This window comes from Streptomyces sp. NPDC038135 (assembly GCF_055601245.1).
The window spans coordinates 345,858-359,698 of the sequence record NZ_JBVJXS010000008.1 but is presented as its reverse complement, the minus strand read 5'-3'; the positions used below and the strand labels follow the sequence as shown (position 1 = coordinate 359,698).

14 protein-coding genes and 2 tRNA genes are annotated in these 13,841 nt (G+C 71.7%); 7 read left to right on the top strand and 9 right to left on the bottom strand.

Features of this window, described 5'->3' with window-relative positions; all coding sequences use genetic code 11:
- The first annotated feature begins 36 nt into the window (after positions 1-36).
- Positions 37-813 (top strand): cobalt-precorrin-6A reductase, encoded by a 777-nt coding sequence (locus ACZ7JA_RS24450; protein WP_351668381.1) that lies wholly within the window; start codon positions 37-39, stop codon positions 811-813.
- On the opposite strand, the gene cobF is transcribed toward ACZ7JA_RS24450, so the two are convergent.
- Positions 770-1,543 (bottom strand): precorrin-6A synthase (deacetylating), encoded by a 774-nt coding sequence (cobF, locus tag ACZ7JA_RS24445; RefSeq protein WP_351668383.1) that lies wholly within the window; start codon positions 1,541-1,543, stop codon positions 770-772. The genes ACZ7JA_RS24450 and cobF overlap by 44 nt on opposite strands.
- Positions 1,544-1,609: 66 nt before the next feature.
- The gene (locus ACZ7JA_RS24440; protein WP_470810429.1) at positions 1,610-2,119 is read right to left on the bottom strand and encodes a DUF309 domain-containing protein; all 510 of its coding nucleotides are present in this window, start codon (positions 2,117-2,119) and stop codon (positions 1,610-1,612) included.
- 104 nt (positions 2,120-2,223) lie between these two features.
- On the opposite strand from ACZ7JA_RS24440, the gene ACZ7JA_RS24435 reads away from it, so the two are divergent.
- Positions 2,224-2,297 (top strand) — tRNA-Pro (locus ACZ7JA_RS24435).
- An 88-nt stretch (positions 2,298-2,385) separates the two neighbouring features.
- Here the strand turns inward: ACZ7JA_RS24435 and ACZ7JA_RS24430 are convergent.
- The 4 genes from ACZ7JA_RS24430 to ACZ7JA_RS24415 form a co-directional block, all read right to left on the bottom strand.
- Positions 2,386-3,783 carry an amino acid permease gene (locus tag ACZ7JA_RS24430; RefSeq protein WP_389301329.1) on the bottom strand — a complete coding sequence of 466 codons (1,398 nt, stop codon included), beginning with the start codon at positions 3,781-3,783 and terminating at the stop codon, positions 2,386-2,388.
- Positions 3,784-3,947: 164 nt separating this feature from the next.
- Positions 3,948-4,835: a carbohydrate ABC transporter permease gene (locus ACZ7JA_RS24425; protein WP_351668389.1), complete on the bottom strand. Its 888-nt coding sequence runs from the start codon at positions 4,833-4,835 to the stop codon at positions 3,948-3,950.
- Positions 4,832-5,812 (bottom strand): carbohydrate ABC transporter permease, encoded by a 981-nt coding sequence (locus ACZ7JA_RS24420; RefSeq protein ID WP_351668390.1) that lies wholly within the window; start codon positions 5,810-5,812, stop codon positions 4,832-4,834. Before ACZ7JA_RS24420 ends, ACZ7JA_RS24425 begins: the two co-directional genes overlap by 4 nt.
- A gap of 8 nt (positions 5,813-5,820) precedes the next feature.
- Positions 5,821-7,131 (bottom strand): ABC transporter substrate-binding protein, encoded by a 1,311-nt coding sequence (locus ACZ7JA_RS24415; RefSeq protein ID WP_351668391.1) that lies wholly within the window; start codon positions 7,129-7,131, stop codon positions 5,821-5,823.
- 299 nt (positions 7,132-7,430) lie between these two features.
- On the opposite strand from ACZ7JA_RS24415, the gene ACZ7JA_RS24410 reads away from it, so the two are divergent.
- From ACZ7JA_RS24410 to ACZ7JA_RS24395, 4 genes are all read left to right on the top strand, one after another.
- Positions 7,431-8,450 carry a sugar ABC transporter substrate-binding protein gene (locus ACZ7JA_RS24410; RefSeq protein WP_470810426.1) on the top strand — a complete coding sequence of 340 codons (1,020 nt, stop codon included), beginning with the start codon at positions 7,431-7,433 and terminating at the stop codon, positions 8,448-8,450.
- Positions 8,450-9,526, top strand: a complete 1,077-nt coding sequence (locus tag ACZ7JA_RS24405) for an ABC transporter permease (RefSeq protein ID WP_351668395.1) — start codon at positions 8,450-8,452, stop codon at positions 9,524-9,526. Before ACZ7JA_RS24410 ends, ACZ7JA_RS24405 begins: the two co-directional genes overlap by 1 nt.
- Positions 9,527-9,532: 6 nt before the next feature.
- Positions 9,533-10,444 carry an ATP-binding cassette domain-containing protein gene (locus tag ACZ7JA_RS24400; RefSeq protein ID WP_389301340.1) on the top strand — a complete coding sequence of 304 codons (912 nt, stop codon included), beginning with the start codon at positions 9,533-9,535 and terminating at the stop codon, positions 10,442-10,444.
- Positions 10,445-10,527: 83 nt separating this feature from the next.
- Entirely contained in the window at positions 10,528-10,776 is a 249-nt protein-coding gene (locus ACZ7JA_RS24395; RefSeq protein ID WP_351668420.1) for a hypothetical protein, read from the top strand.
- 43 nt (positions 10,777-10,819) lie between these two features.
- Here ACZ7JA_RS24395 and ACZ7JA_RS24390 read toward each other — a convergent pair whose 3' ends face one another.
- From ACZ7JA_RS24390 to ACZ7JA_RS24380, 3 genes are all read right to left on the bottom strand, one after another.
- Entirely contained in the window at positions 10,820-11,824 is a 1,005-nt protein-coding gene (locus ACZ7JA_RS24390) for a Gfo/Idh/MocA family protein (protein WP_470810422.1), read from the bottom strand.
- 71 nt (positions 11,825-11,895) lie between these two features.
- The gene (locus ACZ7JA_RS24385; RefSeq protein ID WP_470810420.1) at positions 11,896-13,068 is read right to left on the bottom strand and encodes a Gfo/Idh/MocA family protein; all 1,173 of its coding nucleotides are present in this window, start codon (positions 13,066-13,068) and stop codon (positions 11,896-11,898) included.
- 104 nt (positions 13,069-13,172) lie between these two features.
- Positions 13,173-13,517, bottom strand: a complete 345-nt coding sequence (locus ACZ7JA_RS24380) for a cupin domain-containing protein (protein WP_351668400.1) — start codon at positions 13,515-13,517, stop codon at positions 13,173-13,175.
- Positions 13,518-13,716: 199 nt separating this feature from the next.
- On the opposite strand from ACZ7JA_RS24380, the gene ACZ7JA_RS24375 reads away from it, so the two are divergent.
- Positions 13,717-13,790: transfer RNA gene (locus tag ACZ7JA_RS24375), tRNA-Pro, on the top strand.
- Positions 13,791-13,841 lie beyond the last annotated feature (51 nt).

Below are 13,841 nucleotides of genomic sequence, written 5' to 3'. Positions count from 1 at the left end.
GGGGCCGGGCCGAACGACGTCGGTACGCTCACCCCCATGTCCCCGCACGTCCTGATCCTCGGCGGCACCACCGAGGCCCGCCGCCTCGCCTCGGACCTCGCCGCACGCCCCGGCGTCCGGGTCACCACCTCGCTGGCCGGCCGGGTAGCCCGCCCCGCCCCGGTGCCGGGCGAGGTGCGGACCGGCGGTTTCGGCGGGCCGGAGGGCCTCGCCGACTGGCTGCGCGCACACCGGGTGGACGTCCTGGTCGACGCCACCCACCCGTTCGCCGAGTCGATCACGGCCAACGCGGCCCGCGCGGCGGCGGCCACCGGAGTCCGCGCCCTGGTGCTGCGCCGCCCCGGCTGGCAGCCGGGCCCCGGTGACGACTGGCACCCCGTCGACTCGCTCGACGCCGCCGCCGAGGCGCTGCCCGGCCTCGGCCGGCGGGTGTTCCTCAGCACCGGCCGTCTGGGGCTCGCCGCCTTCCGGCACCTGGCGGACCTGAGCTTCGTGGTCCGGTCGGTCGATCCGCCCGAGCCGCCGCTGCCCCCGGACACCCGGGTGGTCCTCGCCCGTGGCCCGTTCACCGTGACCGACGAGACGCGCCTCCTGCGCGACCACGCGATCGACGTCCTGGTCACCAAGGACAGCGGCGGCGACGCGACGGCCGCGAAGCTCACGGCCGCACGGGACCTCGGGCTGCCCGTGGTCGTCGTACGCCGCCCCGAACCGCCGGCCGGCGTCACGGTGGTGCCCGACGTGGCCGGCGTGCTGCGGCGGCTGGGTCTCAGCTCTCCCCGGGGTTCCGGCGCAGCAGATACGTGTCCATGATCCAGCCCTTGCGCTCCCGGGCCTCGGCCCGCGCCCGCTCGATGCGGGGCCCGGCCTCGGCGAGCGGGCCGGAGACGAGGATCTCGTCCGGGGTGCCCAGGTACGCGCCCCAGTAGATGTCGATGTCCTGCTCCGCGTACCGCCGGAAGGCCTGGTGCGCGTCCAGCATCACCACGACGTCGTCCACCCCCTCGGGGAACCCCTCGGCCAGCCGCCGCCCGGTGGTGATCTGCACCGGCCGGGCCACCCGGTTCAGCCCCGTGCGGTGCCGGGCCACCAGGGAGGAGACGCTGCTGATGCCGGGCACCACGTCGTACTCGAACTCCACCGTGCCCCGGTCCAGCACCTCCTGGAGGATGCCGAGCGTGCTGTCGTACAGCGACGGGTCGCCCCACACCAGGAACGCGCCGGTGCCGTCCTCGTCCAGTTCCTCGGTGATCAGCCGTTCGTAGATGCCGGCGCGCGCGACGCGCCAGTCCTCCACGGCGGGGGAGTACGCGGTCCCGCCCGCCGTGCGGTCCCGCTCCGGGTCCCGGGCCGTCACCACCCGGTAGCCGCCCTCCGGCAGGTGCTCGTCGAGCATGTCCCGGCGCAGCCGGGTGAGGTCGCTCTTCACCTCGCCCTTGTCGAGCAGGAAGAACACGTCCGTGCCCCGCAGCGCCTTCACCGCCTGGAGGGTCAGCTGGTCGGGGTCGCCCGCTCCGATACCGATGACATGAATCTTTCGCACGCCCAGAGTCTGCCGCATGCCGCCGACCGTGATCCCACCGCCTCCGCGGCCCCCGCGGGGAGGCGGTCAGGACACCAGCCGCGGCGCCTCGGCCGCCGCGTCGACGGGCGCCGACGCCCCCTCCACCCGCCCGGCCAGCTCCCGTGCCCACCCGGCCAGCCGGGCCAGGTCGATCCCGTAGGGCCGGTCCTCGCCCCGGGTGACCTCCCAGTCCTCCACCGCGCCCGCACCGCGCCGCAGCAGCCGGGCCCCGCCGGTGGCGTTGCCCCGTGCCGCGTGCGTGAGCCCCACGGCGAGCTGGGCGAGACCGCGCCACAGGGTGCGCTCGTCCTCGGGGCCCGACTTCCAGGCGTCCTCGAACACCTCGTGGGCGTGGAAGGGCCGGCCGGCGTCCAGCAGCGCCTGCGCCTCGGCGACCGTCTCCGGCGCGGTCCGCACGATCCCCTCGGGCTGCCGTTCGACGCCGTCGGCCCCGTACGGCAGCGGCCGCCCCAGTCCGTCCCGGGGCCGGGCGTTGCGCGCCCGTCCTCCTGCGTCCCGGTCCCGGCCGCCCGCCGTCGTGTCCGCGTCTGTCATACGGTCCATTGTCGCGGTCCCGGCCCCCGGGCCTTCGGCGCACCCCCGCGCGTGGGGTAAAGTGCTGTTCGCGCGATCACGCGGGTCACCGCGAGTGAGCGCACCGGGACGTGGCGCAGCTTGGTAGCGCACTTGACTGGGGGTCAAGGGGTCGCAGGTTCAAATCCTGTCGTCCCGACTCGCCGAACAGCGGGTCAGGGGTCGTTCGAGAGCAGTCTCGGCCGGCCCCTTCGCCATATCCGGGGTCATGGGCCCCCGCGCTCCGTTCAGGCCGTCCGCTGCCGCCGGGCCGCCATCACGGCGTAGACGACGATCCCCGCGAACAGGAACAGCACGCCCTGGTAGACCGCCGCGTAGCCGGCGCCCGCGACGAGCCACATCGAGAAGGCGGCCGCCACCGCGGTGACGACGGCGTCCCGGACCAGCCGCGCCCGGTCGACCGACTCGCGCCGGCCCGACACCAGGTGGAACACCTGGGCCGCGGTGGCCAGCAGGTACGGCACGGTCGCGGTGAAGGTGGTGACGAGCACCAGCATGTCGAAGACCTTCGCGGAGCCCGCCGTGTAGTTGTAGACGGTGAGCAGCGAGGCGAGGACCACGGTGACGCCGACGCCGACGGTCGGCACGCCGCGGCGGCGGCGCGCGAAGGCGGCGGGGAACAGTCCGTCCCGCGCGGCGGCGTACGGGGTCTGGGCGCTCAGCAGTGTCCAGCCGTTGAGGCAGCCGGTCATCGAGACCAGGGCGGCGAGGGCCACGGCCCAGCCGCCCCAGCTCCCGCCGAACATGGCGTTCACGGCGTCGGAGAACGGCGCGGTGGACGTCACCAGCCGGCCGTGCCCGACCGTGCCGAAGACCGACAGGGTGCCCAGCAGGTACACGAGGGCGGCGCCGGCGGTGCCGATGACGGTGGCGCGCCCCACGTTGCGGCGGGCGTCCCTGACCTCGCCCGCGCTGACGGCGGCGGACTCCACCCCGAGGTAGGAGAAGAGCAGCAGGGCGGCGCACGCGGACACCGCGCCGATGGCGCCGCCCCCGGTGGCGTTGAACGGCCCGAGCTTCGCCGGGTCGAAGAAGAACAGCCCGCCCACTGCGACGAGCAGCAGCGGGACGAACTTCAGCACGGTGGAGACGAGTTGTACGGCGCCCACGTAGCGGGTGCCGGCGAAGTTGGCGAGTGCGGGCAGCCACTGCAGCGCCAGGGCGGCCAGACACGCGCTCCAGCGGTGGCCGGCCACCGGGATCAGCACGTCGAGGTAGCCGACGGCGGCCACGGCGAGCGCGGCGTTCGAGACCCAGGTGGTGATCCAGTACGCCCAGGCGGCGAGGAAGCCGGCGAAGTCGCCGAAGGCCTCGCGGGCGTAGACGTAGGGGCCGCCGGTGCGCGGGTCGCGTTCGGCGAGCCGGCCGAAGACCAGGGCGAGCGCGACGGCGCCCACCGTCAGGACGGCGAAGGCGACGAGGCTGACGGTGCCGTAGGGGGCGACGGAGGCGGGAAGCAGGAAGATGCCCCCGCCGATGATGTTGCCCATGACCAGGGCGGTGGCGACGGGCAGCCCGAAGCGGCGGGCGTGCCGTCCGGTGTCGCCGTTCGGGTCCTCGGCGGGAACGGGGTGGGTTCCCGGGGGCGCCGGAGCCGGCCGCTGGGCGGTCCCGGAGACGTGCATGGGTGGGTGTGCCTCTCATCGAACGGGTGTTCCCGGGATCGCCGGGGCCAGCCCATGGTCGGGGATGCCCGGACCTGATGCAAAATCGCCGCTTTTTGTCCCGTAGGACCCGTTCGATGAAGAAGAAACTGCGCGTACGAGCTGCTCGGACCGCGAGACGTCCGTCAGCCCTTGTTGGAGCCCAGGGTCAGGCCGCTGACGAACTGGCGCTGCAGCGCGAAGTAGACGATCAGGGTGGGGATAGCGGTCAGCAGGGCGCCGGCGGCGACCAGGTTGGGGTCGGTGAAGTACTGGCCGGACAGGTTGTTCAGAGCCGAGGTGATCGGCATGTTCTCACCGGTGGAGATCAGCACCAGGGCCCAGAAGAAGTCGTTGTAGATCCAGATCGACAGCAGGGTCGCCAGGGCCGCCATCGCCGGCTTGCACAGCGGCAGCGTGATCTGCCAGTACAGCCGCCACACCGAGGCGCCGTCGACCAGCGCGGCCTCGGTCAGCTCGTGCGGCAGCGAGCGCATGTAGTTGCTCAGCACGAACGCGCAGAACCCGGACTGGAACGCCACGTGGATGAGGACGAGGCCGAGCGCGGAGTCGTACAGCTTGCCGCTCTCGGTGATGCCGGGCAGATCGGTGAGCAGGTACATGCGGTACAGCGGCGTGATGATGACCTGCTGGGGAAGCAGGTTGCCCGCCGTGAAGACCAGCAGCAGCGCCAGGTTCACCCGGAAGTCGAACCGGGCGACGTAGAAGGCGACGCACGAGGACAGGAACAGCGTCAGCAGCACCGCCGGCACCGCGATGAGCAGCGTGTTGACGAAGTAGTGCGTCATGTCCGACTGCTGGTACGCGTGGGTGAAGTTGTCCAGGCTGAGCTTGTCCGGCCAGGACACGTACCCCTTGGCGCTGGTCTCGCCGTAGGGCCGGAGTGCGGAGAAGACCGCCCACAGCAGGGGCGCCAGCCACGCCAGGGCGGTGGCCGAGAGGAAGACGTGCAGCAGGACCCGGGCCGGGCGCAGGGGGGCGCGCCGCCTGAGTGCGGCGGTGGGGGCGCTCACGATCGCCGCTCCTTCCGGAAGGTGGCCACCAGGTACGGGATGATCACCGCGAGGGAGATCACCAGCAGGACCACCGCGATGGCGGAGCCGTAACCGATGCGGCTGGACTCGCCGATGATGTTGTTCGTGACCAGGATCGACAGCAACTCGGTGCCCTGCGCGCCCTTGTTGAAGACGAAGACCAGGTCGAAGGCGCGCAGGGCCTCGATGATGGTGACGACCAGGACGACCGTGTTGGTCGGGCGCAGGGTCGGGAAGACGACGTGCCGGAACGACTGCCACTCGCCCGCGCCGTCCAGCGCGGACGCCTCCCGCAGGGACGGGTCGACGCTCTTCAGGCCGGCCAGGTACAGGATCATCATGTAGCCGGTGTGCCGCCAGGACGCGGCGACGAGCACCGCCCACAGGTTGAGGTCGGGGTCGCCGATCCAGTCGATGTAGTGGCCGGGTTCGTTGGCCCCGACGATGCTGTTGATCAGGCCGGTGTCGGGGTTGTAGACGAGCTGCCAGACGAAGCCGATGCACGCCATCGAGATGACCACCGGCAGGAAGAACGCCGTCTGGTAGACCCGGCTGAACCGGATCCGCTTGTCCAGCTGCACCGCCAGGAACAGCCCGAACGGGGTCGGGAGGAGGATCAGGGCCGCGAACCAGATGACGTTGTGCTGGACGGCGGGCCAGAACTGCGGGTTGTCGCTGAAGAGTTGCTTGAAGTTCTCCAGTCCCACCCACTGGATCGAGTCGAAGCCGATGCCGTCCCAGGTGGTGAAGGCGAGGAGGATCGAGGCGAGCGCGGTGACCCAGACCAGGGCCACGTGCAGGACCGTGGGGACGCCCGCCATGAAGGCGAGCGTGATCCGGTCGCGGCGGGTCAGCAGGCGCCGGTGGCCCCGTGCGGCCCGCGTCGCACCGGGTGCGGCGCCCGGAGGCGGCACGGCGGCCGCCTCCGGCGTCTTCGTCGTCGTGTCGGTCGTCATCGGGGCGCTCACGAGGACGCGAAGATGGTCTTCTTCTGGCGCTCGATCGACGACAGCAGGCCGTCCACGCCCTTGGGGTTCTGGATGAACTTCTGCAGCGCGGGCTGCATCACCGTGGAGGTGAAGTCGGGCCGGCTGTCGCGGTCCATGAACTGGGTGAGGCTCTTGGCGCCGCTGATCATCGTGTACGCCTTCTTCTGCAGCGCGGTGTACGAGGAGGTGTCCGCCTTGCCGGAGGCGGCCACCACGCTGGAGTCGGCCTTGAGGTAGACCGCCTCGGCCTCCGGGGTGCCGAGGTACTGCAGCAGCTTCACCACGCCCGCGTGGTTCTTCGGGGCCCTGCTGACCATGAAGCCGTCGGTCGGGGCCTCGACCGTGTCCTGGCCGAAGGCGGGGTTCATCTCCGGGAAGGCGAAGAAGTCGAGGTCGTCCAGGTCGGCCTTGTCCGTGAACTGCTGCCCGACGAACGAGCCGAGGAGGTACATGCCCGCCTTCCTGGCCACCAGGGTCTGCGCGGCGTCCTGCCAGGTGCGGCCCATGGCGCCGTCCTGGTGGTAGGGGAGCAGCTCGCTCCAGTGGTCGAAGACGGACTTCACCTTCGGGTCGGTCCATGAGGCCTTGCCGGCCATCAGCTCGACGTGGAAGTCGTAGCCGTTGAGCCGGAAGTTGATCTGGTCGAAGGTGCCCATCGCCGGCCAGGCGTCCTTGTCGCCGAAGGCGATCGGGACCAGGCCGTCCTTCTTCATCCGCTTGCACAGGGCCACCAACTGGTCCCAGGTGGTGGGGACTTCGTAACCATGCTGCTGGAAGACGCTTCTGCGGTAGAAGAGCGCCCAGGGGTAGGTGTACAGCGGCACGAAGTAGTACTTGCCGTCCTCGCCCTTGCTGAGCTTCTTCATGGCCTCGGGGAAGTTGCCCTCGATCTTCGCCCACACGTCGTCGATCGGCGTCGCCAGCTTCTTCGCCGCGAAGAACTGCATGCGGTAGCCGGCGAACCAGTTGAACACGTCGTCCGGGGTGCCCTGGAGGTAGGAGTTGATCTGCTCCTGGAAGGTGTTGTGGTCCTTCGTGTTCACGTCGACCGTGATGCCCGACTGCTTCTTGAACGTCGCGTAGATCTCCGCGAAGGCCTTCTTCGGCACGGCGTCGGAGGCGTTGGAGCCGAGGGTGACGGTCTTCGGGTCGGCGGCGGAACCGCTGCCGCCGCAGGCGGACAGCAGGGGTATGCCCGCACCGAGGAGTGCGGCACCGCCCGCTCCGCGGAGCAGCGCACGGCGGCTGGGCGCGGGGAGGGGAAGACCGGGGGTGGAGAGGCGCATGGCGGCTCCTGAGGATTGCGGGGTCCGGCCAAGGGGATGAGTCGATCACCGAAAGGTCCTCGAAACCGCTCAGAAATCAACTCGACCGAACAGCGTGGGCGTAATAACAGCCCCACGTGCGCCGAGCGTCAATAGGTTCCGCTCACGTCGGCCGGTTACTTGCCCGAAACGTAATCGCCGGCGAACGGCTTTTTGAAATGATGTCTTGACAAAGGATTGACAGGCGGCCTCGCCGGGGGTTGGATCGCGTGCCAACGCAACAGCGTCCCTTCCCCGTAGCACAGTGAGGTGCACGCACGATGGACCGCTCTGCTCACTTCCGCTCCCGCCGCCCGGCCCTCGTCGCGGCCGCGGCCGCCGCGACAGCCCTCGTCCTCGCCGGCTGCTCCAGCGGCTCCGGGGGGAAGAAGGCCGAGGAGGACGGCGCGAACCCCGCCGCGGGCAAGGCGAACACCCCCCGGATGACCGTCGCCCTGGTCACCCACCAGTCGGCCGGCGACACCTTCTGGGACATCGTCCGCAAGGGCGCCGAGGCGGCCGCCGCCAAGGACAACATCAAACTGGTCTACTCCCACGACCCCGACGCCGGCCAGCAGGCCGGGCTCGTCCAGAACGCCGTCGACCAGAAGGTCGACGGCATCGCCGTCACCCTGGCGAAGCCGGACGCCATGAAGGACGCCGTCGGCAGGGCCAAGGCGGCCGGCATACCCGTGGTGGGCCTGAACTCGGGCCTCAGCGACTGGAAGAGGCTCGGCCTACTGCAGTTCTTCGGGCAGGACGAGACGGTCGCCGGCGAGGCGTTCGGCAAGAAGCTGAACGAGGTCGGGGCCAAGAAGGCCGTGTGCGTGATCCAGGAGCAGGGCAACGTCGGCCTCACCCAGCGCTGCGACGGCGTGAAGAAGACGTTCACCGGCACCACCGAGACGCTGTACGTGAACGGCGCCGACATGCCGTCCGTGAAGTCGACGATCACGGCCAAGCTGAAGCAGGACAAGGCCATCGACTACGTGGTCACGCTCGGCGCCCCCTTCGCGCTGACCGCCGTGCAGTCGGTGGACGACGCGGGCAGCAAGGCGCGGATCGCCACCTTCGACCTGAACAAATCCCTGACCGGCGCCGTCAAGAAGGGCACCGTCCAGTTCGCCGTCGACCAGCAGCCGTATCTCCAGGGCTACTTGGCGATCGACTCCCTGTGGCTCTACAAGAACAACGGCAACTACAGCGGCGGCGGTGAGCAGCCGGTGCTGACCGGACCGGCGTTCGTCGACAAGTCCAACGTCGACAGGATCGCCGAGTTCGCCGCGAAGGGCACCCGCTGATGAGCGTGACCCGGCCCGCCGGACCGGCGCCGGGCGCACCCCCGGCGCCGGTCCCCGGGGCCGCCGACGGCCGCACCGCACGGCGCCCGCTGCCGCTGCGGCTGCTGGCCCGGCCGGAGGTGGGCGTCTTCCTGGGCGCCCTGGCCGTACTGGTCTTCTTCCTGGCCGCGGCGCCCTCGCTCCGCCAGGGCGGTTCGTTGGCCACGGTCCTCTACCAGTCCTCGACGATCGGCATCATGGCCCTACCGGTGGCCCTGCTGATGATCGGCGGCGAGTTCGACCTGTCCTCCGGCGTCGCGGTGATCACCTCCGCGCTCACCGCGAGCATGCTCAGCTACCAGCTCACGGTGAACGTGTGGACCGGCGTCGTCCTGGCCCTCGCCCTGTCGCTGGGCGTCGGGGCCTTCAACGGCTGGATGGTGATCAGGACGGGGCTGCCGAGCTTCCTGGTCACCCTCGGCACCTTCCTGATCCTGCAGGGCGTCAACCTCGCCGTCACCAAACTGGTCACCGGCAACGTGGCCACCGACGACATCAGCGACATGGACGGCTTCGCACAGGCCAGGCGGATCTTCGCCTCCTCCGTCGGTATCGGCGGCGTCCAGGTGAAGATCACCGTCTTCTACTGGCTCGCCTTCGCGGCCCTCGCCACCTGGGTGCTGCTGCGCACCAAGTACGGCAACTGGGTCTTCGCCGTCGGCGGCAGCCAGGAGAGCGCCCGGGCCGTCGGCGTCCCGGTCACCTTCACCAAGATCACCCTGTTCATGCTGGTTGGTCTCGGCGCCTGGTTCACGGGCATGCACGACCTGTTCTCCTTCAACACCGTGCAGTCCGGCGAGGGCGTCGGCCAGGAGCTGATCTACATCTCGGCCGCGGTCATCGGCGGCTGTCTGCTCACCGGCGGCCACGGCTCGGCCATCGGCCCCGTCTTCGGCGCCTTCATGTTCGGCATGGTGAACCAGGGCATCGTCTTCGCCGGCTGGAACCCCGACTGGTTCAAGGCCTTCCTCGGCGTGATGCTGCTCGGCGCCGTCCTGATCAATCTGTGGGTCCGGCGCACGGCCACCCGGAGGTGACCTTCGATGACCACGAACGGAACCGGAACCGACGGCACGTCCCAGCGGGACGCCGCGCCCGCCGCGGACGGCCCGGTCGTCGAGCTGCGCGGCGCGGGCAAGTCCTACGGCAACGTCCGCGCCCTGCACGGCGTCGACCTCGAGATCCACCAGGGCCGGGTGACCTGCGTCCTCGGGGACAACGGCGCCGGGAAGTCCACCCTCATCAAGATCATCTCCGGTCTGCACCGGCACACCGAGGGCGAGTTCCTGGTGGACGGCAGGCCGGTGCGCTTCGGCACCCCGCGCGAGGCTCTCGACCGCGGCATCGCCGCCGTCTACCAGGACCTCGCCACCGTCCCCCTCATGCCGGTGTGGCGGAACTTCTTCCTCGGCTCCGAGCGGACCAGGGGGCCCTGGCCCGTCCGGCGCCTGGACATCGCCGGCATGAAGGCGACCTGCGACCGGGAACTGCGGAACATGGGCATCGTCCTGGACGACCTGGAGCAGCCCATCGGCACCCTCTCCGGCGGCCAGCGGCAGTGTGTGGCCATCGCCCGTGCCGTCCACTTCGGCGCCCGTGTGCTGATCCTGGACGAGCCGACGGCGGCCCTCGGCGTCAAGCAGTCGGGCGTGGTCCTGAAGTACATCGCCGCCGCCCGCGACCGCGGCCTCGGCGTCGTCTTCATCACCCACAACCCGCACCACGCCTACATGGTCGGCGACCACTTCAGCGTGCTGCGCCTCGGCACCCTCGAACTCAGCGCCGAACGCGCCGGGATCACCCTCGAGGAGCTGACCAACCACATGGCGGGCGGTGCCGAACTCGCCGCGCTCAAGCACGAACTGGCCCAGGTGCGCGGGGTGGACGTCGACGGGCTGCCGGAGGCCGAGGACCTCACCGCACCGGCGGCCGGCGTGCCGGAGGAGACCGGCTGACGGCGCCGCGCACGCAACCGGACGACCGGGGGCGTGCGTCCCTAGGGGTGTACGGGTCGGTACGGGCTCACGGGGAGGCCGAGTTGACGAACGAGGCGCACCAGCCGGACACGCCTGACGGGACGAACGAGCCGAACGCGGGCCGCGAGCGCCGGACCGGCGACGGGAAGCCGGCGCCGGACGGCGCCGCGACCGCGCGCCGTGCCCGGTTCGGCACGCTGCCGCAGCGGGTCCGGCCCGAGGACACGGTGGAGACGCGGCCCGCCGTGCCCAGGGACCCGGCACGCGACGCCTACGACCCCGACGAATGGCTGGTCAGGTACTGCCTCTGAGCGGCGGGCGGCTCAGTGACCGGCCCGAGCGGACACGGCGCGGTCAGCCCGCCCGCACCTCGTCGACCGTCACGGGCCGGTGCTCGCGGAGGGACAGGGTGCACGCCTCGGCGATCCAGCCCGCCTCCAGCGCGTCCTCGACCGTGCAGGGGGAGGGGCGGGCGCCCGCCACCACCTCGGTGAAGGTGGCGAGTTCGGCGCGGTAGGCGGCGGCGAAGCGGTCCATGAAGAAGTCGTGCGGGACCCCGGACGGGAAGACCGCCCCGGGCTCGGCCGACCGCAGCGGCAGCTTGTCCTCCAGGCCGACCGCGAGGGAGTCCTCGAAGCCGAGCAGCTCCATGCGGACGTCGTAACCACGTCCGTTGTGGCGGGAGTTGGAGACCATCGCGAGAGTGCCGTCGTCCAGGGTGAGGACCGCGCCGGTGGTGTCCGCGTCGCCCGCCTCCCTGATGTGCCCGGCGCCCCGGTTGCCGCCGGCCGCGTACACCTCGGTGACCTCGCGGCCGGTCACCCAGCGGACGACGTCGAAGTCGTGGACGGCGCAGTCGCGGAAGATGCCGCCGGAGGCGGCGATGTACGCGGCGGGCGGCGGCGCGGGGTCCAGCGTCGTGCAGCGGACCGAGTGCAGCTTGCCCAGCTCGCCCCCGCGCACCGCGGCCCGGGCGGCCGAGAAACCCGCGTCGAACCGGCGGTTGAAGCCGATCTGCACCGGCACCCCGCCGCCCCGGACGGCGTCGAGCACCTCCAGACCCTCCGCCATGGTGCGGGCGACCGGCTTCTCGCAGAACACCGGGACGCCGGCCTCGACCCCGGCCCGGATCAGCGCCGGATGGGCGTCCGTCGCCGCCGCGACGACCAGACCGTCCACGCCCGCCGCGAGCAGCGACTGCGGTGAGTCCGCGATCCGGGCGCCGAACCGCTCGGCGGCGGCTCTCGCCGCGTCGGCGAACGGGTCGGCGACGACGAGCGATTCGACGGCGTCCAGCCCCGCGAGGGTCTCGGCGTGGAAGGCGCCGATGCGGCCGAGGCCGAGGATTCCGATGCGCATGTGAGGGCAGCTCCTTGGGTGCGGTGGGGCGAGGGGCGCGCCGGTCGAGGCCGCCCCGGTGCGGTCCGGGCTCAGCCGACCACCGGCCCGGGCGGCAGGTCGACCCACGTCCGGCTCCCGGCCGACAGCGCCATGGCGTCCAGCACCGCGGCCGCGCGCACCGCGTCCGCGAGGGTGGCGCCGTACGGCCGGCCCTCGGCGACGGAGCGCAGGAAGCGGTACGCCTCGATGACCTTCAGATCGTCGTAGCCCATCGCGTTGGCCGCGCCCGGCTGGAACGCGGCGAACTCACCGGCGTCCGGCCCGACGTACACCGTGCTCACCGGCTGGTCCTGGTACGTCGTGCCGCGGCTCACCGCCAGCTCGTTCATCCTGCGGAAGTCCCAGAAGACCGCGCCCCGCGTGCCGTGCACCTCGAAGCCGTAGCCGTTCTGCTCGCCGACCGAGACCCGGCAGGCCTCCAGCACCCCGCGGGCGCCGGAGGCGAACCGCAGCAGACAGCCGACGTAGTCCTCGTTCTCGACCGGCCCCGGCTCGCCGCCGTGGGCCCGCTCGTGGCCGGCGGTGGCGCCCGTCGGACGGGCCCGTTCGGGCACGAAGACGGCCGTGTCGGCGCTGAGGGAGGTGATGTCGCCGACCAGAAAGCGGGCCAGGTCCGCGCCGTGCGAGGCCAGGTCGCCGAGCACTCCGCTGCCGCCGCGCGCACGCTCGTAGCGCCAGGTGAGGGCGCCGTCCGGGTGGGCGGCGTAGTCGCTGAACAGACGGATGCGGGCATGGGTGACCGCGCCGATCCCGCCGTCGGCGATCAGGTCGCGGGCGGCCTCCACGGCGGGCGCGTTGCGGTAGTTGAAGCCGACCGCGCCCTGGACGCCGGCCCCGGCGACCGCGTCGGCGACGGCACGGGCGTCCGCGCCGGTCAGGCCCACCGGCTTCTCGATCCACAGGTGCTTGCCGGCCTCGGCCATCGCCACCCCGATCTCCCGGTGCAGGAAGTTCGGCACGGTGACGCTCACCGCCCGCACCCGCGGGTCGGCGGCCACCTCGCGCCAGTCACGGGTGGCGCGGGCGAACCCGTAGCGCTCGGCGGCCTCCTCGGCCAGGCCCGGCGCCTCCTCGGCGACCGTCAGCAGCTCGGGGCGCAGCGGCAGCCGCGGATAGTGGTGCCCGACACGGGCGTACGCCCGGGTGTGCACCCGGCCCATCCAGCCGAAACCGACGACGGCGACACCGAGCGCATCCACCATGCCAGCACCTCTGCTCATGCCCGGACCGGTTCAACCCCTGCCTCGGCCACCTTTGTGCGGACATGGCGGGCGTGTCAATGCGGGCGCGGCCGCCCGGCCCCCGCTCACAGATCGATGGCGTAGGCCTTGCGCAGCGTCTCGTGCACGGTCCACGTCGTACGGTCGCCCGCGCGCAGCACGGCCATGTCGCCGGGCCCCACCCGGAGCGTGGGACCGTCCTCGACCTCGATCGTCGCGGACCCGCTGACCACCACGAACAGCTCGTCCGCCTCGGTGTCGGTGACCACGCCGGGCGTGATCTGCCAGACCCCGCGGATCCGCCGGCCGTCCGCCGACTCCCACACCACCTTGCCCGTCACCTCCGGGTTCCCGGAGACGATCTGCTCCGGGTCGAGCGGCTCGGGTTCGAGTTCGGCGTCGGGGACGTGGAGAGCGAGGCTGTGCGTCATGCGGCGACCCTAACCAGCGGCGCCGCCGCCCGGCCGTGGACAGTGTGTGCGGCATCCGGCCCGGCGGGAGGACACTTCGTCGCGCGCCCCGGCCGGCACCACCCCGGCGGCCCCCGGGCCGGACCCGGGCGGTGAGGGCACCCGCCCCGGTGCGGTAGGGTTGACCTGCGTGATCACGCGGCAGGACCGCGTGGGACAACGGGACGTGGCGCAGCTTGGTAGCGCACTTGACTGGGGGTCAAGGGGTCGCAGGTTCAAATCCTGTCGTCCCGACTTGTGAGCACGCAGGTCAGGGGCCGTGTCGGAGTGATCCGACACGGCCCC

Bases quoted from the DNA above. Each gene is read 5' to 3' on its own strand.
- ACZ7JA_RS24400 (WP_389301340.1), top strand. From the start codon at position 9,533: ATGACCACGAACGGAACCGGAACCGACGGCACGTCCCAGCGGGACGCC.
- ACZ7JA_RS24420 (WP_351668390.1), bottom strand. From the start codon at position 5,812: ATGACGACCGACACGACGACGAAGACGCCGGAGGCGGCCGCCGTGCCG.
- ACZ7JA_RS24415 (WP_351668391.1), bottom strand. From the start codon at position 7,131: ATGCGCCTCTCCACCCCCGGTCTTCCCCTCCCCGCGCCCAGCCGCCGT.
- ACZ7JA_RS24385 (WP_470810420.1), bottom strand. From the start codon at position 13,068: ATGGTGGATGCGCTCGGTGTCGCCGTCGTCGGTTTCGGCTGGATGGGC.
- ACZ7JA_RS24390 (WP_470810422.1), bottom strand. From the start codon at position 11,824: ATGCGCATCGGAATCCTCGGCCTCGGCCGCATCGGCGCCTTCCACGCC.
- ACZ7JA_RS24450 (WP_351668381.1), top strand. From the start codon at position 37: ATGTCCCCGCACGTCCTGATCCTCGGCGGCACCACCGAGGCCCGCCGC.
- ACZ7JA_RS24380 (WP_351668400.1), bottom strand. From the start codon at position 13,517: ATGACGCACAGCCTCGCTCTCCACGTCCCCGACGCCGAACTCGAACCC.
- ACZ7JA_RS24410 (WP_470810426.1), top strand. From the start codon at position 7,431: ATGGACCGCTCTGCTCACTTCCGCTCCCGCCGCCCGGCCCTCGTCGCG.
- ACZ7JA_RS24430 (WP_389301329.1), bottom strand. From the start codon at position 3,783: ATGCACGTCTCCGGGACCGCCCAGCGGCCGGCTCCGGCGCCCCCGGGA.
- ACZ7JA_RS24440 (WP_470810429.1), bottom strand. From the start codon at position 2,119: ATGACAGACGCGGACACGACGGCGGGCGGCCGGGACCGGGACGCAGGA.
- ACZ7JA_RS24405 (WP_351668395.1), top strand. From the start codon at position 8,450: ATGAGCGTGACCCGGCCCGCCGGACCGGCGCCGGGCGCACCCCCGGCG.